The sequence below is a fragment of the Xanthomonas sp. CFBP 8151 genome (genome assembly GCF_011761885.1).
Lineage (GTDB): Bacteria > Pseudomonadota > Gammaproteobacteria > Xanthomonadales > Xanthomonadaceae > Xanthomonas > Xanthomonas arboricola_B.
Window position 1 is genome coordinate 854,030 of the sequence record NZ_JAASQZ010000001.1, and the last position, 16,316, is coordinate 870,345.

General features: G+C 67.4%; 12 protein-coding genes. 8 read left to right on the forward strand and 4 right to left on the reverse strand.

The genetic code is table 11. The annotated features are described in order from the left end of the window. Positions 1-35 precede the first annotated feature (35 nt). The 3 genes from FHT08_RS03590 to FHT08_RS03600 form a co-directional block, all read right to left on the reverse strand. Positions 36-2,186 carry a phospholipase C, phosphocholine-specific gene (locus FHT08_RS03590; RefSeq protein WP_166774327.1) on the reverse strand — a complete coding sequence of 717 codons (2,151 nt, stop codon included), beginning with the start codon at positions 2,184-2,186 and terminating at the stop codon, positions 36-38. Between the two features lie 224 nt (positions 2,187-2,410). Then, a complete protein-coding gene (locus FHT08_RS03595; protein ID WP_166774328.1) occupies positions 2,411-4,822 on the reverse strand; it encodes a TonB-dependent receptor in 2,412 nt (803 codons plus the stop codon). Positions 4,823-5,629: 807 nt separating this feature from the next. Beyond that, on the reverse strand, positions 5,630-6,874 hold the full coding sequence (locus tag FHT08_RS03600; protein WP_047127037.1) for an MFS transporter: 1,245 nt from the start codon (positions 6,872-6,874) through the stop codon (positions 5,630-5,632). Positions 6,875-7,327: 453 nt separating this feature from the next. On the opposite strand from FHT08_RS03600, the gene FHT08_RS03605 reads away from it, so the two are divergent. Continuing rightward, positions 7,328-7,621: a zinc ribbon domain-containing protein gene (locus tag FHT08_RS03605; protein WP_047127036.1), complete on the forward strand. Its 294-nt coding sequence runs from the start codon at positions 7,328-7,330 to the stop codon at positions 7,619-7,621. An 83-nt stretch (positions 7,622-7,704) separates the two neighbouring features. Here the strand turns inward: FHT08_RS03605 and FHT08_RS03610 are convergent, their stop codons facing one another. Then, the gene (locus FHT08_RS03610; RefSeq protein WP_166774329.1) at positions 7,705-8,478 is read right to left on the reverse strand and encodes a DUF3011 domain-containing protein; all 774 of its coding nucleotides are present in this window, start codon (positions 8,476-8,478) and stop codon (positions 7,705-7,707) included. A 157-nt stretch (positions 8,479-8,635) separates the two neighbouring features. Here FHT08_RS03610 and aspS point away from each other — a divergent pair, with 157 nt between their 5' ends. The 7 genes from aspS (at position 8,636) to FHT08_RS03645 (ending at position 16,260) form a co-directional block, all read left to right on the forward strand. Beyond that, positions 8,636-10,402: an aspartate--tRNA ligase gene (aspS, locus tag FHT08_RS03615; protein ID WP_166774330.1), complete on the forward strand. Its 1,767-nt coding sequence runs from the start codon at positions 8,636-8,638 to the stop codon at positions 10,400-10,402. A gap of 356 nt (positions 10,403-10,758) precedes the next feature. Next, positions 10,759-11,286, forward strand: coding sequence for an N-acetyltransferase (locus tag FHT08_RS03620; protein WP_047130453.1), 528 nt, complete (start codon positions 10,759-10,761; stop codon positions 11,284-11,286). A gap of 166 nt (positions 11,287-11,452) precedes the next feature. Then, positions 11,453-12,139, forward strand: a complete 687-nt coding sequence (locus tag FHT08_RS03625) for an alpha/beta hydrolase (RefSeq protein ID WP_243848941.1) — start codon at positions 11,453-11,455, stop codon at positions 12,137-12,139. Between the two features lie 75 nt (positions 12,140-12,214). After that, a complete protein-coding gene (locus FHT08_RS03630) occupies positions 12,215-12,943 on the forward strand; it encodes a YebC/PmpR family DNA-binding transcriptional regulator (protein WP_024940614.1) in 729 nt (242 codons plus the stop codon). 129 nt (positions 12,944-13,072) lie between these two features. Further along, positions 13,073-13,597, forward strand: a complete 525-nt coding sequence (gene ruvC / locus FHT08_RS03635) for a crossover junction endodeoxyribonuclease RuvC (RefSeq protein WP_047127032.1) — start codon at positions 13,073-13,075, stop codon at positions 13,595-13,597. Between the two features lie 118 nt (positions 13,598-13,715). Further along, on the forward strand, positions 13,716-14,300 hold the full coding sequence (gene ruvA / locus FHT08_RS03640) for a Holliday junction branch migration protein RuvA (RefSeq protein WP_016904121.1): 585 nt from the start codon (positions 13,716-13,718) through the stop codon (positions 14,298-14,300). 52 nt (positions 14,301-14,352) lie between these two features. Beyond that, positions 14,353-16,260, forward strand: coding sequence for a potassium transporter Kup (locus tag FHT08_RS03645; protein WP_166774331.1), 1,908 nt, complete (start codon positions 14,353-14,355; stop codon positions 16,258-16,260). Positions 16,261-16,316 lie beyond the last annotated feature (56 nt).

The following is a 16,316-nucleotide window of genomic DNA, read 5'->3' on the forward strand; positions in this document are numbered from 1 at the left end:
CGCCTGCGTTCTCACTGCATGCCTGGCTGCAAGGTTCAGCCGGGTGCGCCGATCGGCAAAGGCAGGTCTTGCTGCAGCCGCGCCGGCCCACCCATAGCCGGATCGCTGACGCTGTCTGTGCCGGTTTCGATGCGTCCGGCCAGGCGCTGGGCTGCGCCGTCGTGGTGCACCCACAGGTCGTACCAGCCGCCAGTTGCCGCCGCTTTCCAGCCACGCCGCTCGGTGGTGCCGGGTGCAACGCTCAGGCGTTCGTGCGGCTGCGCGGCTGAATATGCGGCCGGTTGCAGCTCCACCTGCACGGCAGTGCTGCCGGCATTGCGCAGCGATAACGATACGGCTTCGGGATCGTTTGCATCCTGGGTGATCTCGGTCACCAGCACCGGTGCGCTCAGGTCGCCACGGTAGTGGCGATGAAATCCGTTGGGGCCGAGCAACCACAGATCGTAACGGCCATCGTCGGTGGTCCATGTGGCGTCCACTGCCGCGCCGTTCCCTACGGTGTAACGGCGCGGAACCGCCGCAAGATCGAAGCGGTCGTAGACATGCAGCACCACCGCAGCGCCCGCGTTGGACATGCGCAGCTTCACCTCTCCACACTCTGGCAGATGGGCCGGCTCCACCCTTGGGCGATACGGCAGCGCCCGCGAACGGCGTGCACCGAACGGCTGCTGCGGCGGCTGCAACGCGGCAGGTAAGGGCGGCAGTGCGTGTTCGCGCAGGGCTGCCGCGCGCGCTGCGGTTGCGCTGACATCGGGTAGCGCCGCGACGAACGGGCGCGCATCGGCATGAAGGAAGTCGAATGCGCTGGTGAGGTCGCCACAGACCGCACGCCGCCACGACGTGATCTCCGGTGCGGGCACGCCGAAGCGGCGTTCCAGCAGCCGCAATACCGATGTGTGGTCGTACACCTGCGAATCCACCCAGCCGCCGCGGCTCCACGGCGAGATCACGTACAGCGGCACGCGCGGACCCAGGCCGTAGGGGCGGCCACGCAGCTCGGGCAGATCCACCTTCTGTTCGCCCGGTGCCGGGTGGCGATGGTAGTCGTCGTCGGTGGCGATGCTGGATGCGCCCGCAAAGCCGCCGGCCACGCGTGGGTCCGGCGACGGCGGCGCCGGTGGCGGCATGTGATCGAAAAAGCCGTCGTTCTCGTCGAACATCAACAGTAGTGCGGTGCGGCTCCACACCTGCGGATCGGCGGTCAGCGCATCCAGCACGCCTGCGGTGTAGGCCGCGCCTTGCGCAGGACTGGAGGGGTCAGGATGTTCGCTGCCGGCCGCATCGGCAATGATGAAGCTCACCGATGGCAGGCGTCCGCCCAACACATCGGCGCGCAGCTGCTCGACACCGCGCGTGCTGACACCACGCGCGCGCAGTTGCGCATCGTGTCCGGGCGCAGCAGTGAAGGCCTGCCGGAACGGCGCAAATCCTGCCAGCGGGTTGTCGGTGAAGTTGTCGGCCATGTCCTGATAGATCTGCCAGGACACGCCGGCGTTCTGTAGCTGCTCGACGTAGGTCGCCCAGCGGTAGGGTTCGGCAAAACCGCCCAGCTCCGCAAAGTTGTCGTGCGAGTTGCCGATCACCGGGCCACCGGCACGCGCCTGCGGGTCGTTGCCGCCGCTCCACAGGAACACGCGATTGGAATTGGTGCCGGTCTGGATCGAGGCGTGGTACGCATCGCAGATGGTGAAGGCGTCGGCGAGCGCGTACTGAAACGGAATATCCGCGCGCCGGTAATAGCCCAGCGCGTGGTTGTGCTTGGCGGCGGCCCAATGCCCGAGCCGGCCGTGATCCCAGGCGCGTTGCGCATCCACCCAGCTATGCGGCGTGCCTTGCACGCGCATGAAGCCGAATTGCGCTGCCGTATCCAGCGCAAACGGCGTCAGCCATTGGCGGCCGTCTTCGCTGGGCTGCAGCCACACCGTGCGCGCGGGCGCGCCCGGTAGCGGCGGTGCGGGAATCGGGAAGCGATCGCCGAACCCGCGCACGCCGGGCAGGCTGCCGAAGTAATGATCGAAGGCGCGGTTTTCCTGCATCAGGATCACCACATGCTGCAGATCCTCCAGCGTGCCGGTGCGGCGGTCGGGCGCGATGGCGGCGGCCCGCGCGATGCTGGGGGGCAGCAGCGCGGCGGCGGCACCGGCAAGCCCGGTCTGCAGGACGCGGCGGCGGGGAAGGTCAATCATCGTGTCACCTGGTTGGCGCTCCCATCCTGTCTGCGCTGGAGCGGGTCGAGCGTACCCGACGCGTCAGCGCGTGTGTTCTCTTGCGTGCTTGCAACACCGCCGACCCTTTCCGTTTGCACCTGCGGGCAGCCGATGCAGGGAGCGGATCGGGCGTGTCTTCCGCCCGATCCGCTCGCGCACGTGGCAATGGCCATCTAATGCAGCTCGGCAACGCGCCGCCGACGCTAGAGATCCAGCGTCAACGTCAGCCCGACCGTGCGCGGCGCGGCGATAAAGGCGCTGTCGCTGCCGTCCACGCCTTCCAGATAGCGTTTGTCGGTGAGGTTGCTGACGTTGAGCGCCAGCTGCAGGCCCTTGAGCTGCGACGACAGCTGCGACAGCTCCACCCCGAGGTTGGCATCGAAGGTGGTCACGCCATCGAGTGCGGCGCGGTTGGAGGCATCCAGGTAGCGCTTGCCCAGATAGCGCCCGGACACACCGAAGCGCCACGCCTGGCCGCGCCAGTCCGCCGACATCACCAGGGTGTTGCGCGGTTGGCCGATCACCTGCGCGCCCGGGGTGATCTCCAGCGCGGTATCGCGTGCGGCGTCGCCGCTGCCCAGGTAATCGGCCTTGTTGTAGGTGTAGGCACCGTTGATGCGCCAGCCGTTGTCCCAGCCATAGCCCAGTGCCGCTTCCAAGCCGCGCGCATGCACGCCGCCGAAGTTCTCGTACACGCCGTCGGTTTCGCCCAGGTAGTCGATGCCGGTGACGAAGTTGGCCGGCACATAGACGATGCGGTTGTCGAAGCGGATGTCGTACAGGGTCACGCTGCCGGTCAGCGGCCAGCGGCTGAGGCGCAGGCCGAGTTCGACGTTGTCGGCGGTTTCCGGTTGCACGCGGCTCAGTGCGACCGGGTCGGTTTCGCCGAGCACGCCGGAGGGGATCGCAGCGAAGTTCTGCGAGTAACCGGCGAAGGCTTCCAGGCCCTGCACTGGGGTGGTCCAGGTCAGGCCGGCCGACAGCAACGGGTCCGAATGCGAATCCGATTCCACATGCTGCGCATCGCCGATGCGGCGGTCGCGGGTCTGGTCGACGAAGAACTGCTTGACGCCCACGCGCCAGGCGAAGGCGCCGTAGCGCATCACGTCCTCGACGTAATACATCTGCTCGTCGGTCTGGTAGTTGTCCTTGAACTGCACCCAGTACGGCTGATGATCGAAGCTGATGTTGGTGCCGACGTTGAGCAGGCGATGCCAGTCGCGGGTGACACTGCGGTCGTAGCGCTCCAGCCAGGCCCCGGCGCGCACGGTGTTGTCGATGGCGCCGAGATCGGCGCGCCATTCCACATCGGCCATCGCGCCGGCGCGGTGGTTGTCGTAGTGGCTGTGCCGATACGACTGCACCGGCACCGAGCCGGCCGGATAGCAGGCCGGGTTGGATTCGGCCGGCACCGCATCGCTGCCGGCGCAACCAGCCAGCAGGGTCGCGGCCGCGCCGCCGGGCGTGAGGTAATACAGCTTGCCCAGGTCGCTGCCGGCGTACACGGTGTTGCCGCCACGCGCTTCGGATTCCGCTGCGCCGGCGCCATCGTTTACGACATCCACCAGATACGGCGGAATCCAGTCGCCGCGGCCCTGCATACGATGCGCATAGCCGGTCAGCGTGGTCTTGAAACCGTTGCCGCCATCGAAGGCGCCGCGCAGATAGCCGAAGGTATTCTCGCGCAACGCGCGCGAGCCGGAGCGGTAGTTCTGGTCCAGGTACGGAATGCCGGTGAGCGTGCCGGTCAACAGATCGTGCTCGGGGTCGCGCGCGAACTGCTCGGGCGTCACGCTGGTGTATTCGGATTCGTCGGCATCGTCGTAGGACGCATAGCCGCTGAGCGTCCAGTTGTCCAACACGCTGACGAACTTGCCGGCCAGGTGATCGCGGCTGGTATGGCCGCTGCCGTCGATCCAGTCGTCGTTGCGTGCCGACGAGCCGCTGACCCAGGCGCGCGTGTGGTCACCGAGCAGGCCGGTGTCGTAGCGCGCGTAGTACTTGCGCGCCTGGTTGTCGCCGATGCCGCCGATCACGCGCACGCGCTGCTCTTCCAGCGGGTCGCCGGTGAGGTAGTTCAAGGTGCCGCCCAGCGCTTCGTTGGAGCGCGAGGCGATGTCGGCGGTGCCCTGGCTGACCTCCACCGTTTCCAGATCCGGCATGTCGATGAAGCGATTGGCCTTGGAACCGCCGCCATACGCCGAGCCGCCGTTGGGCACGCCATCGATGGTGGTGCCGATCTGCTGGGTATCGCGGTTGCTGACGAAGCCGCGCATGCTGATCTGGGTGCCCCAATCCGACGAACCGAAGGCGTCGGCCTCGGTGACCACCACGCCTGGCAGTTCGTTGAGTGCATCGTTGACGCTGCCGAGCACGAACTGGCGGTCCAGCATTTCCTTGCTGACATTGGTCCTGGAATACGTCATTGCCTGGCCGACCACCTGGACCTGATCCAGCGTGGACACCTGCTCGCCAGCGGCACTCGCTTCGGCCGCAGCCGCGCCAGACGCCGCACCATCCGGGACGTCTCTTGCGTAAGCGGGCAAAGTGAGCGGGACCAGCAACAACGCGAGCGTGGCCGGACGGCGCACGCGCGAGGAAGACGTCGAATCCATTGCAATCCAACAAGCGGGGAGGGTCTGCAGAGACTGCCGCGCTTGCATTGCGTGATCATGACCGCGCTAAAGGTGTGGCCGGGATCACCGGATGTATCCACGAATTCCTGGCGCCGCGATGATTGCGATTCAGCGCTGTTTGGATGTTTCCGGGCCTCGCTGTTGCAAGACACCCGGAGTTTCGTGTCGCAGCGTTGTCTCCACTTCAAGACAAGCGATTCCGAGTCGTCGCGTTGTTGTAGATGCACTCAAGTGCTTAGGTCAAAAGCCTGCTGAGTCGAGTGCGCGGTGCCCTCACCACTTGCGGGACACGCCGTGAATCCGTCCGTGGAGGCTCCTTGGCGGCATCCATGCCGCCAAGGGTCCCGCAATTGGTGAGGACACCGCACCAGACAGTTGGTCGGTGGCCGCGTGAAAAGCCGCTTGTCGCACGTGTGTCGGGTTTCGAGCGGCACGCCAGTATCGAGCAACGCGCATCACGCACTGCTCTTAACCATGCACACCGGCTACCTTGACTGGTCCTTGTCCGCTCACCGTCGTGGGACCTTACGCGGCATGGATGCCGCGTAAGAGCCTACAAGGACGTACTTGCGGCGTGTCCTGCGATGGTGGGCGGGCAAGGGCCTTGCAGCCAAGCGGCAGATCGACCGCTCCATAGCTGATCCATCCACAAAGTCGTCCACCATCTGCTCCGCCTTTCAGCGCCCCCCCCCCCCCCGCGATGGTGGGCAGGCAAGGGGCCCCTACAGCAACGCCGCAGATCACATGATCAGCAGCGCAGCGACTGACGACAGCGAAACAGGTGTGCTAGCCGCTCTTGGCGTGCGGCGGTGCTTCGGCCTGCTGCGTTTCCGGCATCAACTCCAGCGCCGATGGTGTGGTGCGCAGCATCGGGCGGAACGAGATCGGATGGGTGCGGCGGCGCGTGAAGCGCAGCAAGCGTGTCAACGTAAATCCGGACAGCGCCAGCAGCATCACCGCGAAATACACCGGCAGTGCCGCAGGTCCGAATTTCTGCATCGCGCCACCGGCCAGGGCGGGTCCGATCGCCGCGCCCACGCCATGCACCAGCAGCAGGCTGCTGCAGCCGGAGAGCAGATCCTCGCGCGGCAGGTAATCGAGCATGTGCGCCACCGCGAACGGATACAGCGAGAACGCCAACCCGCCGTACACGAAGAACAGCACGAACAACAGGGTGGTCTGCGCCTGCACCATCGGCACCGCGGCGGCGATCGCAATGCCTGCCGCCAGCACGCTGATCGTGACCAGCCCGATGCGCCGGTCATGGCCATCGCTGATGCGCCCGATCGGCCACTGCAACACCGCGCCGCCGATGATGGCGGTGAGCATGAACATGGCCACGCCATCGGCATCCAGTCCGATGCGGTTGGCGTACACCGGCAACAAGCCCCAGAACGCCCCCATCGCCAGACCCGACAGCCCCGCGCCGATGGTCGCCACCGGCGCCAACGCGTACAGCGTTTTCAGGCGCAGACGCGAGACGTGCGGTACTTCGGGCGGAATCAGGCGCGTGGTCATCACCGGCATCACCGCCGCGCAGATCAGGATCGCCGTCAGCGTGAACATCGCCGATGCGCCCGCATCGCCTGCAGTGAGCAATATCTGGCCCAGCGCCAACGCCGACAGATTGATCGCCATGTACACCGAGAACACCCGGCTGCGCCGACGCGCATCCGGCTCGGCGTTGAGCCAGCTTTCGATCACCGTGTACAGGCCGACCAGTGCCGCACCGGTGACCAGGCGCAGCACGCCCCAGCCCCAGGCGTTCAACCAGATCGGATGCAGCAGCACCGCGATCGCCGCCAGCGCGGCGTAGAAGGCGAATGCGCGGATATGCCCGATGCGCCGGATCAGCGGCGGTGCGAAAAAGGTGCCGAGAAAGAAGCCGGCGAAATACCCGGACATGATCAGGCCCAGCACACGCGCATCGAAGCCGGCCTGGCCACCGCGCACGGCCAGCAAGGTGCCGAGCAGCCCGCTGCCGGTCAGCAACAGGGCAACGCCCAGCAATAAGGCAGTCAGCCGCAACATGGATGCGGTCCTCGTGGGGGAAGAGGCACGTCGATCACGTGTTCGAGTGTAGCAGCCCGGGTCGTGCGGCCTGATTGCAGCGACCTGGCCTGCGGCTCCCGATGCCGGCTGATGTGGTGTCAGGTCGATGCGAAACGAGGGTTTCTGGCGTGCAAATGGCTGCCCCGGCTGTCTGCGCAATTCGCGCGGTCATGCCGACCTGATGACCACTCGATACGTAGATCGGCATTCTTCGGCATGCGCGCGGACGCCTCAACTTCGTGTATCTGCCGATGAGAACTGCGGTACTGAACGTGCGCACCTGGCGTGCAGTCGTAACGCAGCGACCATCGATCGATGTCTCTCGCCCGCAACACGCCCACGCGTGGTCAACCGCATGGGCAGACCACTGCACCTGCCTGCCCGCATCCGTCTAGAATCTGCGCCCCTGCATCGTCTTCAGCTGATCCTGCCATGCCCATCTACGGTTTCCAGTGCACCACCTGCGGTCACGCCTTCGACCGCCTGCAGAAGATGGCCGACCCCGATCCGCAGACCTGTCCGGCCTGTGCGGCGGCCACGATCAAGCGCCAGATCACCGCGCCCGCGTTCCGTCTGTCCGGCAGCGGCTGGTACGAAACCGACTTCAAGTCGGCGGGCGAGAAGAAGAAGAACCTCACCGAGAGCAGCAGCGCCGGTGGCGATGCCAAGCCGGCGCCCGCCGCCGAGAGCAAGCCCGCTGCCAAGCCTGCGTCCGACCCTGCCTGAGCCGGACCGGCGCGCCACAACGCCGGCAGTGCCGACGCCGTGATCCCCGTCCTCAGCCGCGTGCGGCGCGCCCGTTCGCCGCCTCAACGCGCCTCGAAGCGTGCCCGGCAGCCATCGTTGACCCATACCGTCGCACGGCGGTCGTCGTACCCCCAGCTGCGGCCTTCCTCACAGCGGGTGTCGGACAGCTGGCGGGTCAGCACCGGGCGGCCATAGCGGCCATCCCAGCCGCAGGTGCGCAGGCGGCGGTCGTCGCTGACGCAGGTGATGGCGTAATCGTTGCGCGGGCGGTCGTCGCGGCCACCGTAGCCGCCGTCATCCCGGTCCCAGCCGCCGCCGCGTGCCTGAGCAAACTCGCCCCGGCAGCCGTCGTCCACCCAGATCCGGCCCCCGTCCTGGCGCCAGGTGCGGCCTTCCACGCAGGGCGTGTTGGACAGCTGGCGCACCAGCATGGCGCGGCGCCAGCCGGTGTCGCAGATCTTCTGGCGCTGGTCGTTGCTCTCGCAGCGCACCGTGCCGGCGACCCCGCCAGCGCCGGGGCCACTGTCGCCGCCCCAACCGCCGCCGCCGTTGCGGCCATCGACAAAGCGCGCGCGGCAGCCGTTGTCGACCCAGACGCGGCCACGTTCGCTGCCCCAGTTGCGGCCTTCGATGCAGCGCGTGCCGGAGATGTTCTCGACCAGCACCGCGCGGCCGCGGAACGGCGTATCGCACTCGCGGCGACGGTTGTCGTTGCTGGAGCAGGTGATGCTGGGGCCGTTCCAGCCGCGGTCCTGCGCGGCGGCGGCAGCGCTGGTCAGCAGGCCGGTCAGGGTGATCAGGCCGAAGCCGGAGAGCAGCAGGGCGGTGCGCAGCATCGTGGCGTCCTTGGTGCGGAAGGGTCTGGCGCCTATTCAGCCGGGCACTGACTTAAGCGACCATGAGCGCCCGCGCATTTGCTCCTGCCGCCCGCCGGCCCCAGAATATCCGGCTCTCCGGCGCTGTCCTGTGTCGGGTTTTTCAGCGGAGCTTTCGATGCGTACCCACTTCTGCGGCCTGGTCGACGAGACCTTGATCGGCCAAACCGTCACTCTCGCCGGCTGGACCGACGTGGCCCGCAACCTGGGCGGGGTGTGCTTCATCGACCTGCGCGACCACGAAGGCATCGTGCAGGTGACGGTGGAACCGGTGGCCGGCGACGACGCCAGCGCCGAGCTGTTCAAGGTGGCCGCCAGCCTCGGCTACGAGGACGTGCTGCAGGTCGAAGGCGTGGTGCGTGCGCGGCACGCGGTCAACGACAAGCTGCGCACCGGCAAGGTGGAAGTGATCGCCACCCGCATCAGCATCCTCAACAAGGCCGCGCCGCTGCCGTTCCACGCGCACGAGAACCCGGGCGAGGAGACGCGCCTGAAGTACCGCTATCTGGACCTGCGCCGTCCGGAAATGCAGCGCATGCAGCGCACCCGCATCAAGCTGGTGCAGGCGCTGCGCCGGCACCTGGACGCACGCGATTTCCAGGACATCGAAACCCCGATCCTGACCAAGGCCACCCCAGAAGGCGCGCGCGACTTTCTGGTGCCGGCGCGCATGCATCCGGGCGAGTTCTACGCCCTGCCGCAAAGCCCGCAACTGTTCAAGCAGATCCTGATGGTGGCCGGCTTCGACCGCTACTACCAGATCGCGCGCTGCTTCCGCGACGAAGCGCTGCGCGCCGACCGCCAGCTCGAATTCACCCAGCTCGACATGGAATTCGCCTTCGTGCGCGAGCGTGACGTGCAGGATTTCGTCGAAGACATGATCCGTGCCATCTTCGCCGAAGCGGTGGACGTCGAACTGGCCGCGCAGTTCCCGCGCATGACCTGGGCCGAGGCGATGCGTCGCTATGGCTCGGACAAGCCGGACCTGCGCATCGCGCTGGAACTGGTCGACGTGGCCGAACTGGTCAAGAGCAGCGAGTTCCCGGTGTTCACCGCCGCCGCCAACGATGCCGACGGCCGCGTGGCCGCGCTGCGCATCCCCGGTGGCGCCACGCTGTCGCGCAAGCAGATCGACGAATACGCCGCCCACGCCGCCAAGTACGGCGCCAAGGGCCTGGCCTACGTCAAGCTGTCGGAGAGTGGCGAAGTCAGCTCGCCGATCGCCAAGTTCTTCGGCGAGCAGGCCTTCGCTGCGCTGCTCAGGCACGTCGGGGCCGGCAACGGCGACATCGTGTTCTTCGGTGCCGGCGGCTACAACAAGGTCTCCGACTTCATGGGCGCGCTGCGCCTGAAGGCCGGCAAGGATTTCAACCTGATCGCCGATGGCTGGGCGCCGCTGTGGGTCACCGATTTCCCGATGTTCGAGTGGGACGAGGAGGCGCAGCGCTACGTGGCCCTGCATCACCCCTTCACCGCGCCGGCGGTGGACGACATCGCCGACCTGCGCGCCAACGCCCGCACCGCGGTGTCGCGGGGCTATGACATGGTGCTCAACGGCAACGAAATCGGCGGCGGCTCGATCCGTATCCACCGCCCGGACATGCAGAGCGCGGTGTTCGAGCTGCTCGGCATCGGTGCTGAGGAAGCGCGTGCCAAGTTCGGCTTCCTGCTGGATGCGCTCAACTACGGCGCACCGCCGCACGGCGGTATCGCCTTCGGCATCGACCGCATCGCCGCGCTGATGGCAGGCACCGACTCCATCCGCGACGTCATCCCGTTCCCCAAGACCACCGGCGCGCAGGACCTGATGACCGACGCCCCGTCGCCGATCGCCGCCGACCAGCTGGCCGAGGTGCACGTGCAGGTACGCCCCAAGCAGGTCTGACCTGCCACCCACACGGCCACGCCAGCGTGGCCGTGCAGCGTGTCGCATGCAGGGATGCCGCGGGCGCGTCGCGCCCGGCCCAACGATCGATGCCCACACCGGCGGCGGTGCCTGCCGCAGCCGCGACGCAGGGCCGCGCCCCGCGCTCGCCCTCAACAACGCACTGCGCGCAGTCCAAACCTGCGCCCACCCGCAAACGCGGATCGGATCGCAGATGCTCTTCCGATTCCCGATTCCCGATTCCCGATTCCCGAATCCCGATTCCCGAATCCCGATTCCCGAATCCCGATTCCCCGCTTGCGACCCCACCACCGCATGCGCGAAGCTGCCACGTCCACCCGGCACGAGACGCCCGCATGACCCGCATCCGCCGCGCCACACCGGACGATGCCGAAGCCTTGTCGTTGCTGGCTGCGCAGACCTTCACCGAAACCTTCGGGCACCTGTATCCGCAGGAGGAACTGCACGGCTTTCTGCAGGAGACCTATGCGGTCGAGCGCGCACGCATCGTGCTGGCGCATCCGGACTATGCGGTCTGGCTGCTGGAGATGGACAACCTGCTGGTCGGCCACGCCGCCGCCGGCCCCTGCGGGCTGCCGCACCAGGACGTGCGTCCCGGCGACGGTGAGCTCAAGCGGCTGTATCTGTTGAAGGACTACCAGAACAGCGGCTGGGGCAGTCGCCTGTTCGAGACCGCGCTGGAGTGGCTGGAACGCGAAGGCCCGCGCACGCTGTGGATCGGCGTGTGGTCGGAAAATTTCGGTGCGCAGCGCTTCTACGCCCGTTACGGGTTCGAGAAGGTCGGCGAGTACGACTTCCCGGTCGGCAAGATCCTCGACCGCGAATTCATCCTGCGCCGCACCCCGCGCATTGCGGCCGATTGAACGGCGCGCCGATGCCCGGCTTATGCGGCGTGCGACCACGACCGCCGGCGCCCATCGGTTGCCGGCCTGCCGGCCCGGCGCGGGTGGCGTTGACTGGCGCGCGAGCGCCCCACGTCAGATCCGGCACGTCGTCGCGCTCACCCGAAGCCGGCGCCCTGTCGCGGTCATGACGTCCGCGTCCGGCGCATCCTCGATCCTTCCGGGTCGCCGCCAACGCATCCTGCGCGAGCGGGACACGCCCGCCACCGCCGACGTGCTGCTGGTACACGGCATCTGGAACACCGCGCACTGGCTGCTGCCGCTCGCGCGTCGACTGCGTGTCGACGGTCTGGCGCCCGCATTGTTCGGCTACGCCAGCGTGCTCGGCGGTCCCGCGCAGGCGGTGCCACGGCTGATCGAACGCCTGCAGGCGACCGGCGCGCAGTTGCTGGTCTGCCACAGCCTGGGCGGGCTGGTCGCGCTGCAGGCGCTGCGCGCCGCGCCCGAATTGCCGGTGCGTCGCGTGGTCTGTCTGGGCTCGCCGTTGTGCGGCAGCGCCGCCGCACGCGGCCTGGCCCGCCGAGGCGGGCGCTGGGCGCTGGGGCGCAGCGCGGCCTTGCTGCAGCACGGTGTCGTGCAATGGGAGGGCGAGGCGGAAATCGGCCAGATCGCCGGCACTGTCGCGCGCGGGGTGGGACACTGGCTGGCGCCGCTGGACGGCGGCTCGGACGGCACCGTGGCGCTGGCCGAAACCCGCCTGCCCGGGCTGCGCGACCATTGTGTGGTGCAGGCCAGCCACAGTGGTCTGTTGCGCTCGCCCGAGGCCGCGCAGCAGGTGCTGCGCTTCCTGCGCCAGGGCCGGTTCCGCCACTGAACGCCGCCGCCCCGGTGCGGGCGAGCAATCAGGTAAAATCCGCGCCCTGTCATCCAAGCCAGTCTGGAACCACCCATGGGTAGAGGCCCCTCCATCGAAGGCCGCAAGAACGCCTCCGACGCCAAGCGCGGCAAGATGTTCACCAAGATCATTCGCGAGATCAGCGTCGCCGCGCGCGGCGGCGGTGGCGATCCGTCCAACAACCCGCGCCTGCGCGTGGCGGTGGACAAGGGGTTGTCGGCGAACATGTCCAAGGACGTGATCGAGCGCGCCATCAAGAAAGCCACCGGCGAGCTGGAAGGCGTGGAATACGAAGAAGTGCGCTACGAAGGCTACGCCCCCGGCGGTGTGGCGGTGATCGTGGACTGCCTGACCGACAACCGTGTGCGCGCAGTGGCCGACGTGCGCCATGCCTTCAGCAAGTGCGGCGGCAACATGGGCACCGACGGCTCGGTGGCCTTCATGTTCAAGCGCCTGGGCGTGCTGAGCTTTGCCGCCGGCACCGACGAAGACACCCTCACCGACGCGGCGATCGAAGCCGGCGCAGACGATGTGGTGGTCTACCCGGAAGACGGCGCCATCGACGTGCTGACCGCCCCGGACGCCTTCGCCCAGGTCAAGCAGGCGCTGACCGCCGCCGGCCTGGAACCGGCGCACGCCGAAATCACCTTCCGCGCCGAAAACGACATCGCCGTGGACGGCGACACCGCCGTGCAGGTCCGCAAGCTGCTCGACATGCTCGAAGACCTGGACGACGTCCAGGACGTCTATTCGAACGTCGATCAAGCGGCGCTCGGCGCGTAAGCGCCGGGAATTGGGAATGGAGAATCGGGAATCGAAACAGCCGCATCCTGCATTGCTCGGCAGCGTCGAGCACGCCAGGAGGCTGCGTTACCCATTCCCGATTCCCGACTCCCAATTCCCGGCCGCTCGATGACCCGCATCCTGGGCATCGATCCCGGCTCCCAACGCACCGGGCTCGGCATCATCGACGTCGACGAGAGCGGTCGCAGCCGGCATGTCTATCACGCGCCGCTGGTGCTGCTGGGCGAGGGCGACTTCGCGCAGCGGCTCAAGCGCCTGCTGCACGGGCTGGGCGAGGTGATCGAGACCTACCGGCCGCAGGAAGTGGCGATCGAGAAGGTGTTCATGGGCAAGAGCGCCGATTCCGCGCTCAAGCTGGGCCACGCGCGCGGTGCGGCGATCTGCGCGGTGGTGCTGCGCGATCTGCCGGTGCACGAGTACGCTGCCACCGAGATCAAGCTGGCACTGGTCGGCAAGGGCGGGGCGGACAAGGTGCAGGTCCAGCACATGGTCGGCATCATGCTCAACCTGAAAGGCAAGCTGCAGGCCGACGCCGCCGACGCGCTGGCGGTCGCCATCACCCACGCCCACGTACGCGCCACCGCGCAACGCCTGGGCGTCACTACCCAACAGGCCTGGAGCCGCAAGAAATGAGAATCGGGATTCGGGAATCGGGAATCGGGAATTGCAAACGCAGAGTCCACAGCAGCGCGCGCTGTTGCGATTCCCCATTCCCGATTCCCCATTCCCGGCACCGCCAAGGCGGTGCCCAATGATCGGCCGTCTGCGCGGGCTCCTGGCCTACAAGCAGCCGCCGTGGCTGGTGATCGATGTGGGCGGGGTGGGGTATGAACTGGAGGCGCCGATGAGCACCTTCTACGACCTGCCCGATGTCGGCCGCGACGTGATCCTGTTCACCCACTACGCACAGAAGGAAGACAGCGTGTCGCTGTACGGATTCCTGCGCGAAGGCGAGCGCAGGCTGTTCCGCGACGTGCAGAAGGTCACCGGCATCGGCGCCAAGATTGCGCTGGCGGTGCTGTCCGGGGTCAGCGTGGACGAGTTCGCCCGCCTGATCACCAGCGGCGACATCACCGCGCTGACGCGCATCCCCGGCATCGGCAAGAAGACCGCCGAGCGTATGGTGGTGGAGCTGCGCGACCGCGCCGCCGACTTCAGCAGTGGCGCGCCGATCACCGGCCAGCTCGGCCCGGATGCGGTGTCCGAAGCCACGGTGGCGTTGCAGCAACTGGGTTACAAGCCGGCCGAGGCCGCACGCATGGCACGCGAGGCCGGGGCAGAAGGCGACGAAGTCGCCACGGTCATTCGCAAGGCCCTCCAGGCCGCGCTGCGTTAGGTCGCGCCGTCCTCCTCTCCTTCACGCCACTTGGCGATACCCTGCCCACTTCATGTCCCAGACCCCCACTTCCGCAGCTGGCCACGGCCATGCGCCTGCCAATAGCCATATGGCCTTGGTCATCGGTGCCATTGGCGTCGTCTTCGGCGATATCGGCACCAGTCCGCTGTACACCCTCAAGGAGGCGTTCTCGCCGCACTACGGGCTGACCAGCGACCACGACACCGTGCTGGGCGTGCTGTCGCTGGCGTTCTGGGCGCTGATGGTCACGGTGACGCTCAAGTACGTCACCATCATCATGCGCGCCGACAACGAGGGCGAGGGCGGCATCATGGCCTTGATGGCGCTGACCCAGCGCACCCTGCGCAGCGGGTCGCGCTCGGCGTATGTGGTCGGCATCCTCGGCATCTTCGGCGCCTCGCTGTTCTTCGGCGATGGCGTGATCACCCCGGCCATCTCGGTGATGGGCGCGGTGGAAGGCCTGGAAATCGCCGCGCCCAGCCTGCATCCCTTCATCGTGCCGATCACCGTGGTCGTGCTGCTGGTGGTGTTCATGGTGCAGCGCTTCGGCACCGAAAAGGTGGGCAAGGTGTTCGGCCCGATCACCTGCCTGTGGTTCCTGTCGCTGGGGGCGATCGGCGCCTGGAACATCGTCGATGCGCCGGAGGTGCTGAAGGCCTTCAATCCGTGGTGGGCGATCCGCTTCTTCATGGAGCACGGCTGGCACGGGGTGTTCATTCTCGGCGCGGTGGTGCTGGCGGTGACCGGCGGCGAGGCGCTATACGCGGACATGGGCCACTTCGGCGCCAGGCCGATCCGGCATGGCTGGTATTTCTTCGTGTTGCCGATGCTGCTGCTCAATTACCTGGGGCAGGGCGCGCTGGTGCTCAATCACCCCTCCGCACTGAAGAACCCGTTCTTCGAAGCGGTGCCAGGCTGGGCGCTGTATCCGATGATCATCCTGGCCACGCTGGCGGCCGTGATCGCGTCGCAGGCGGTCATCACCGGCGCCTATTCGGTGGCCCGCCAGGCGATGCAGCTGGGCTACATCCCGCGCATGCTGATCAAGCACACCTCGCGCACCACCATCGGCCAGATCTACGTGCCCGGCATCAACTGGCTGCTGATGGTGATGGTGATCGCGCTGGTGCTGATCTTCCGCAGTTCCACCAATCTGGCGGTGGCCTACGGCATCTCGGTGTCGATGACCATGCTGATCGACACCCTGCTGCTGGCGCTGGTGGCGCGCTCGTTGTGGCCGCGCTGGCGCAACTGGGTGCTGCCGCTGTGCGTGGTGTTCTTCTTCATCGAGCTGGCCTTCGTCATCGCCAACGGCGCCAAGCTGTTGCAGGGCGCCTGGTTCCCGCTGGCGCTGGGCATCGTGGTGTTCACCCTGATGCGTACCTGGCGCCGCGGCCGCGCGCTGCTGCGCGAGGAAATCCGCAAGGACGGCATCCGTATCGACAGCTTCCTGCCGGGCCTGATGCTGGCCCCGCCGGCGCGCGTGCCGGGCATGGCGGTGTTTCTCACCGCCGACCCGATGGTCGTGCCGCATGCGCTGATGCACAACCTCAAGCACAACAAGGTGCTGCACGAGCGCAACATCTTCCTCAACGTCGACACCTTGCCGATCCCGTATGCGCCGGCGGACAAGCGGCTGCAGATCGAATCGATCGGCGACGAGTTCTACCGCGTCTATGTGCGCTTCGGCTTCATGGAAACGCCGGACGTGCCGCTGGCGCTGATGCGTTCCTGCGACCAGGGCGGCATCCATTTCGACCCGATGGACACCACCTTCTTCGCCAGCCGCGAGACCATCGTGGCCAGCGCCAACCGCGGCATGCCGATCTGGCGCGACAAGCTGTTCGCGCTGATGCATCGCAACGCCGCCCCGGCCACAGGCTTCTTCCGCATCCCCGGCAACCGCCTGGTCGAGCTGGGCGCCCAGGTGGAGATCTGAGGCCGCGACAGCGTCGCGGCCTTGGGATTCGGGAGACGGGAATGGGGAATAGGAAG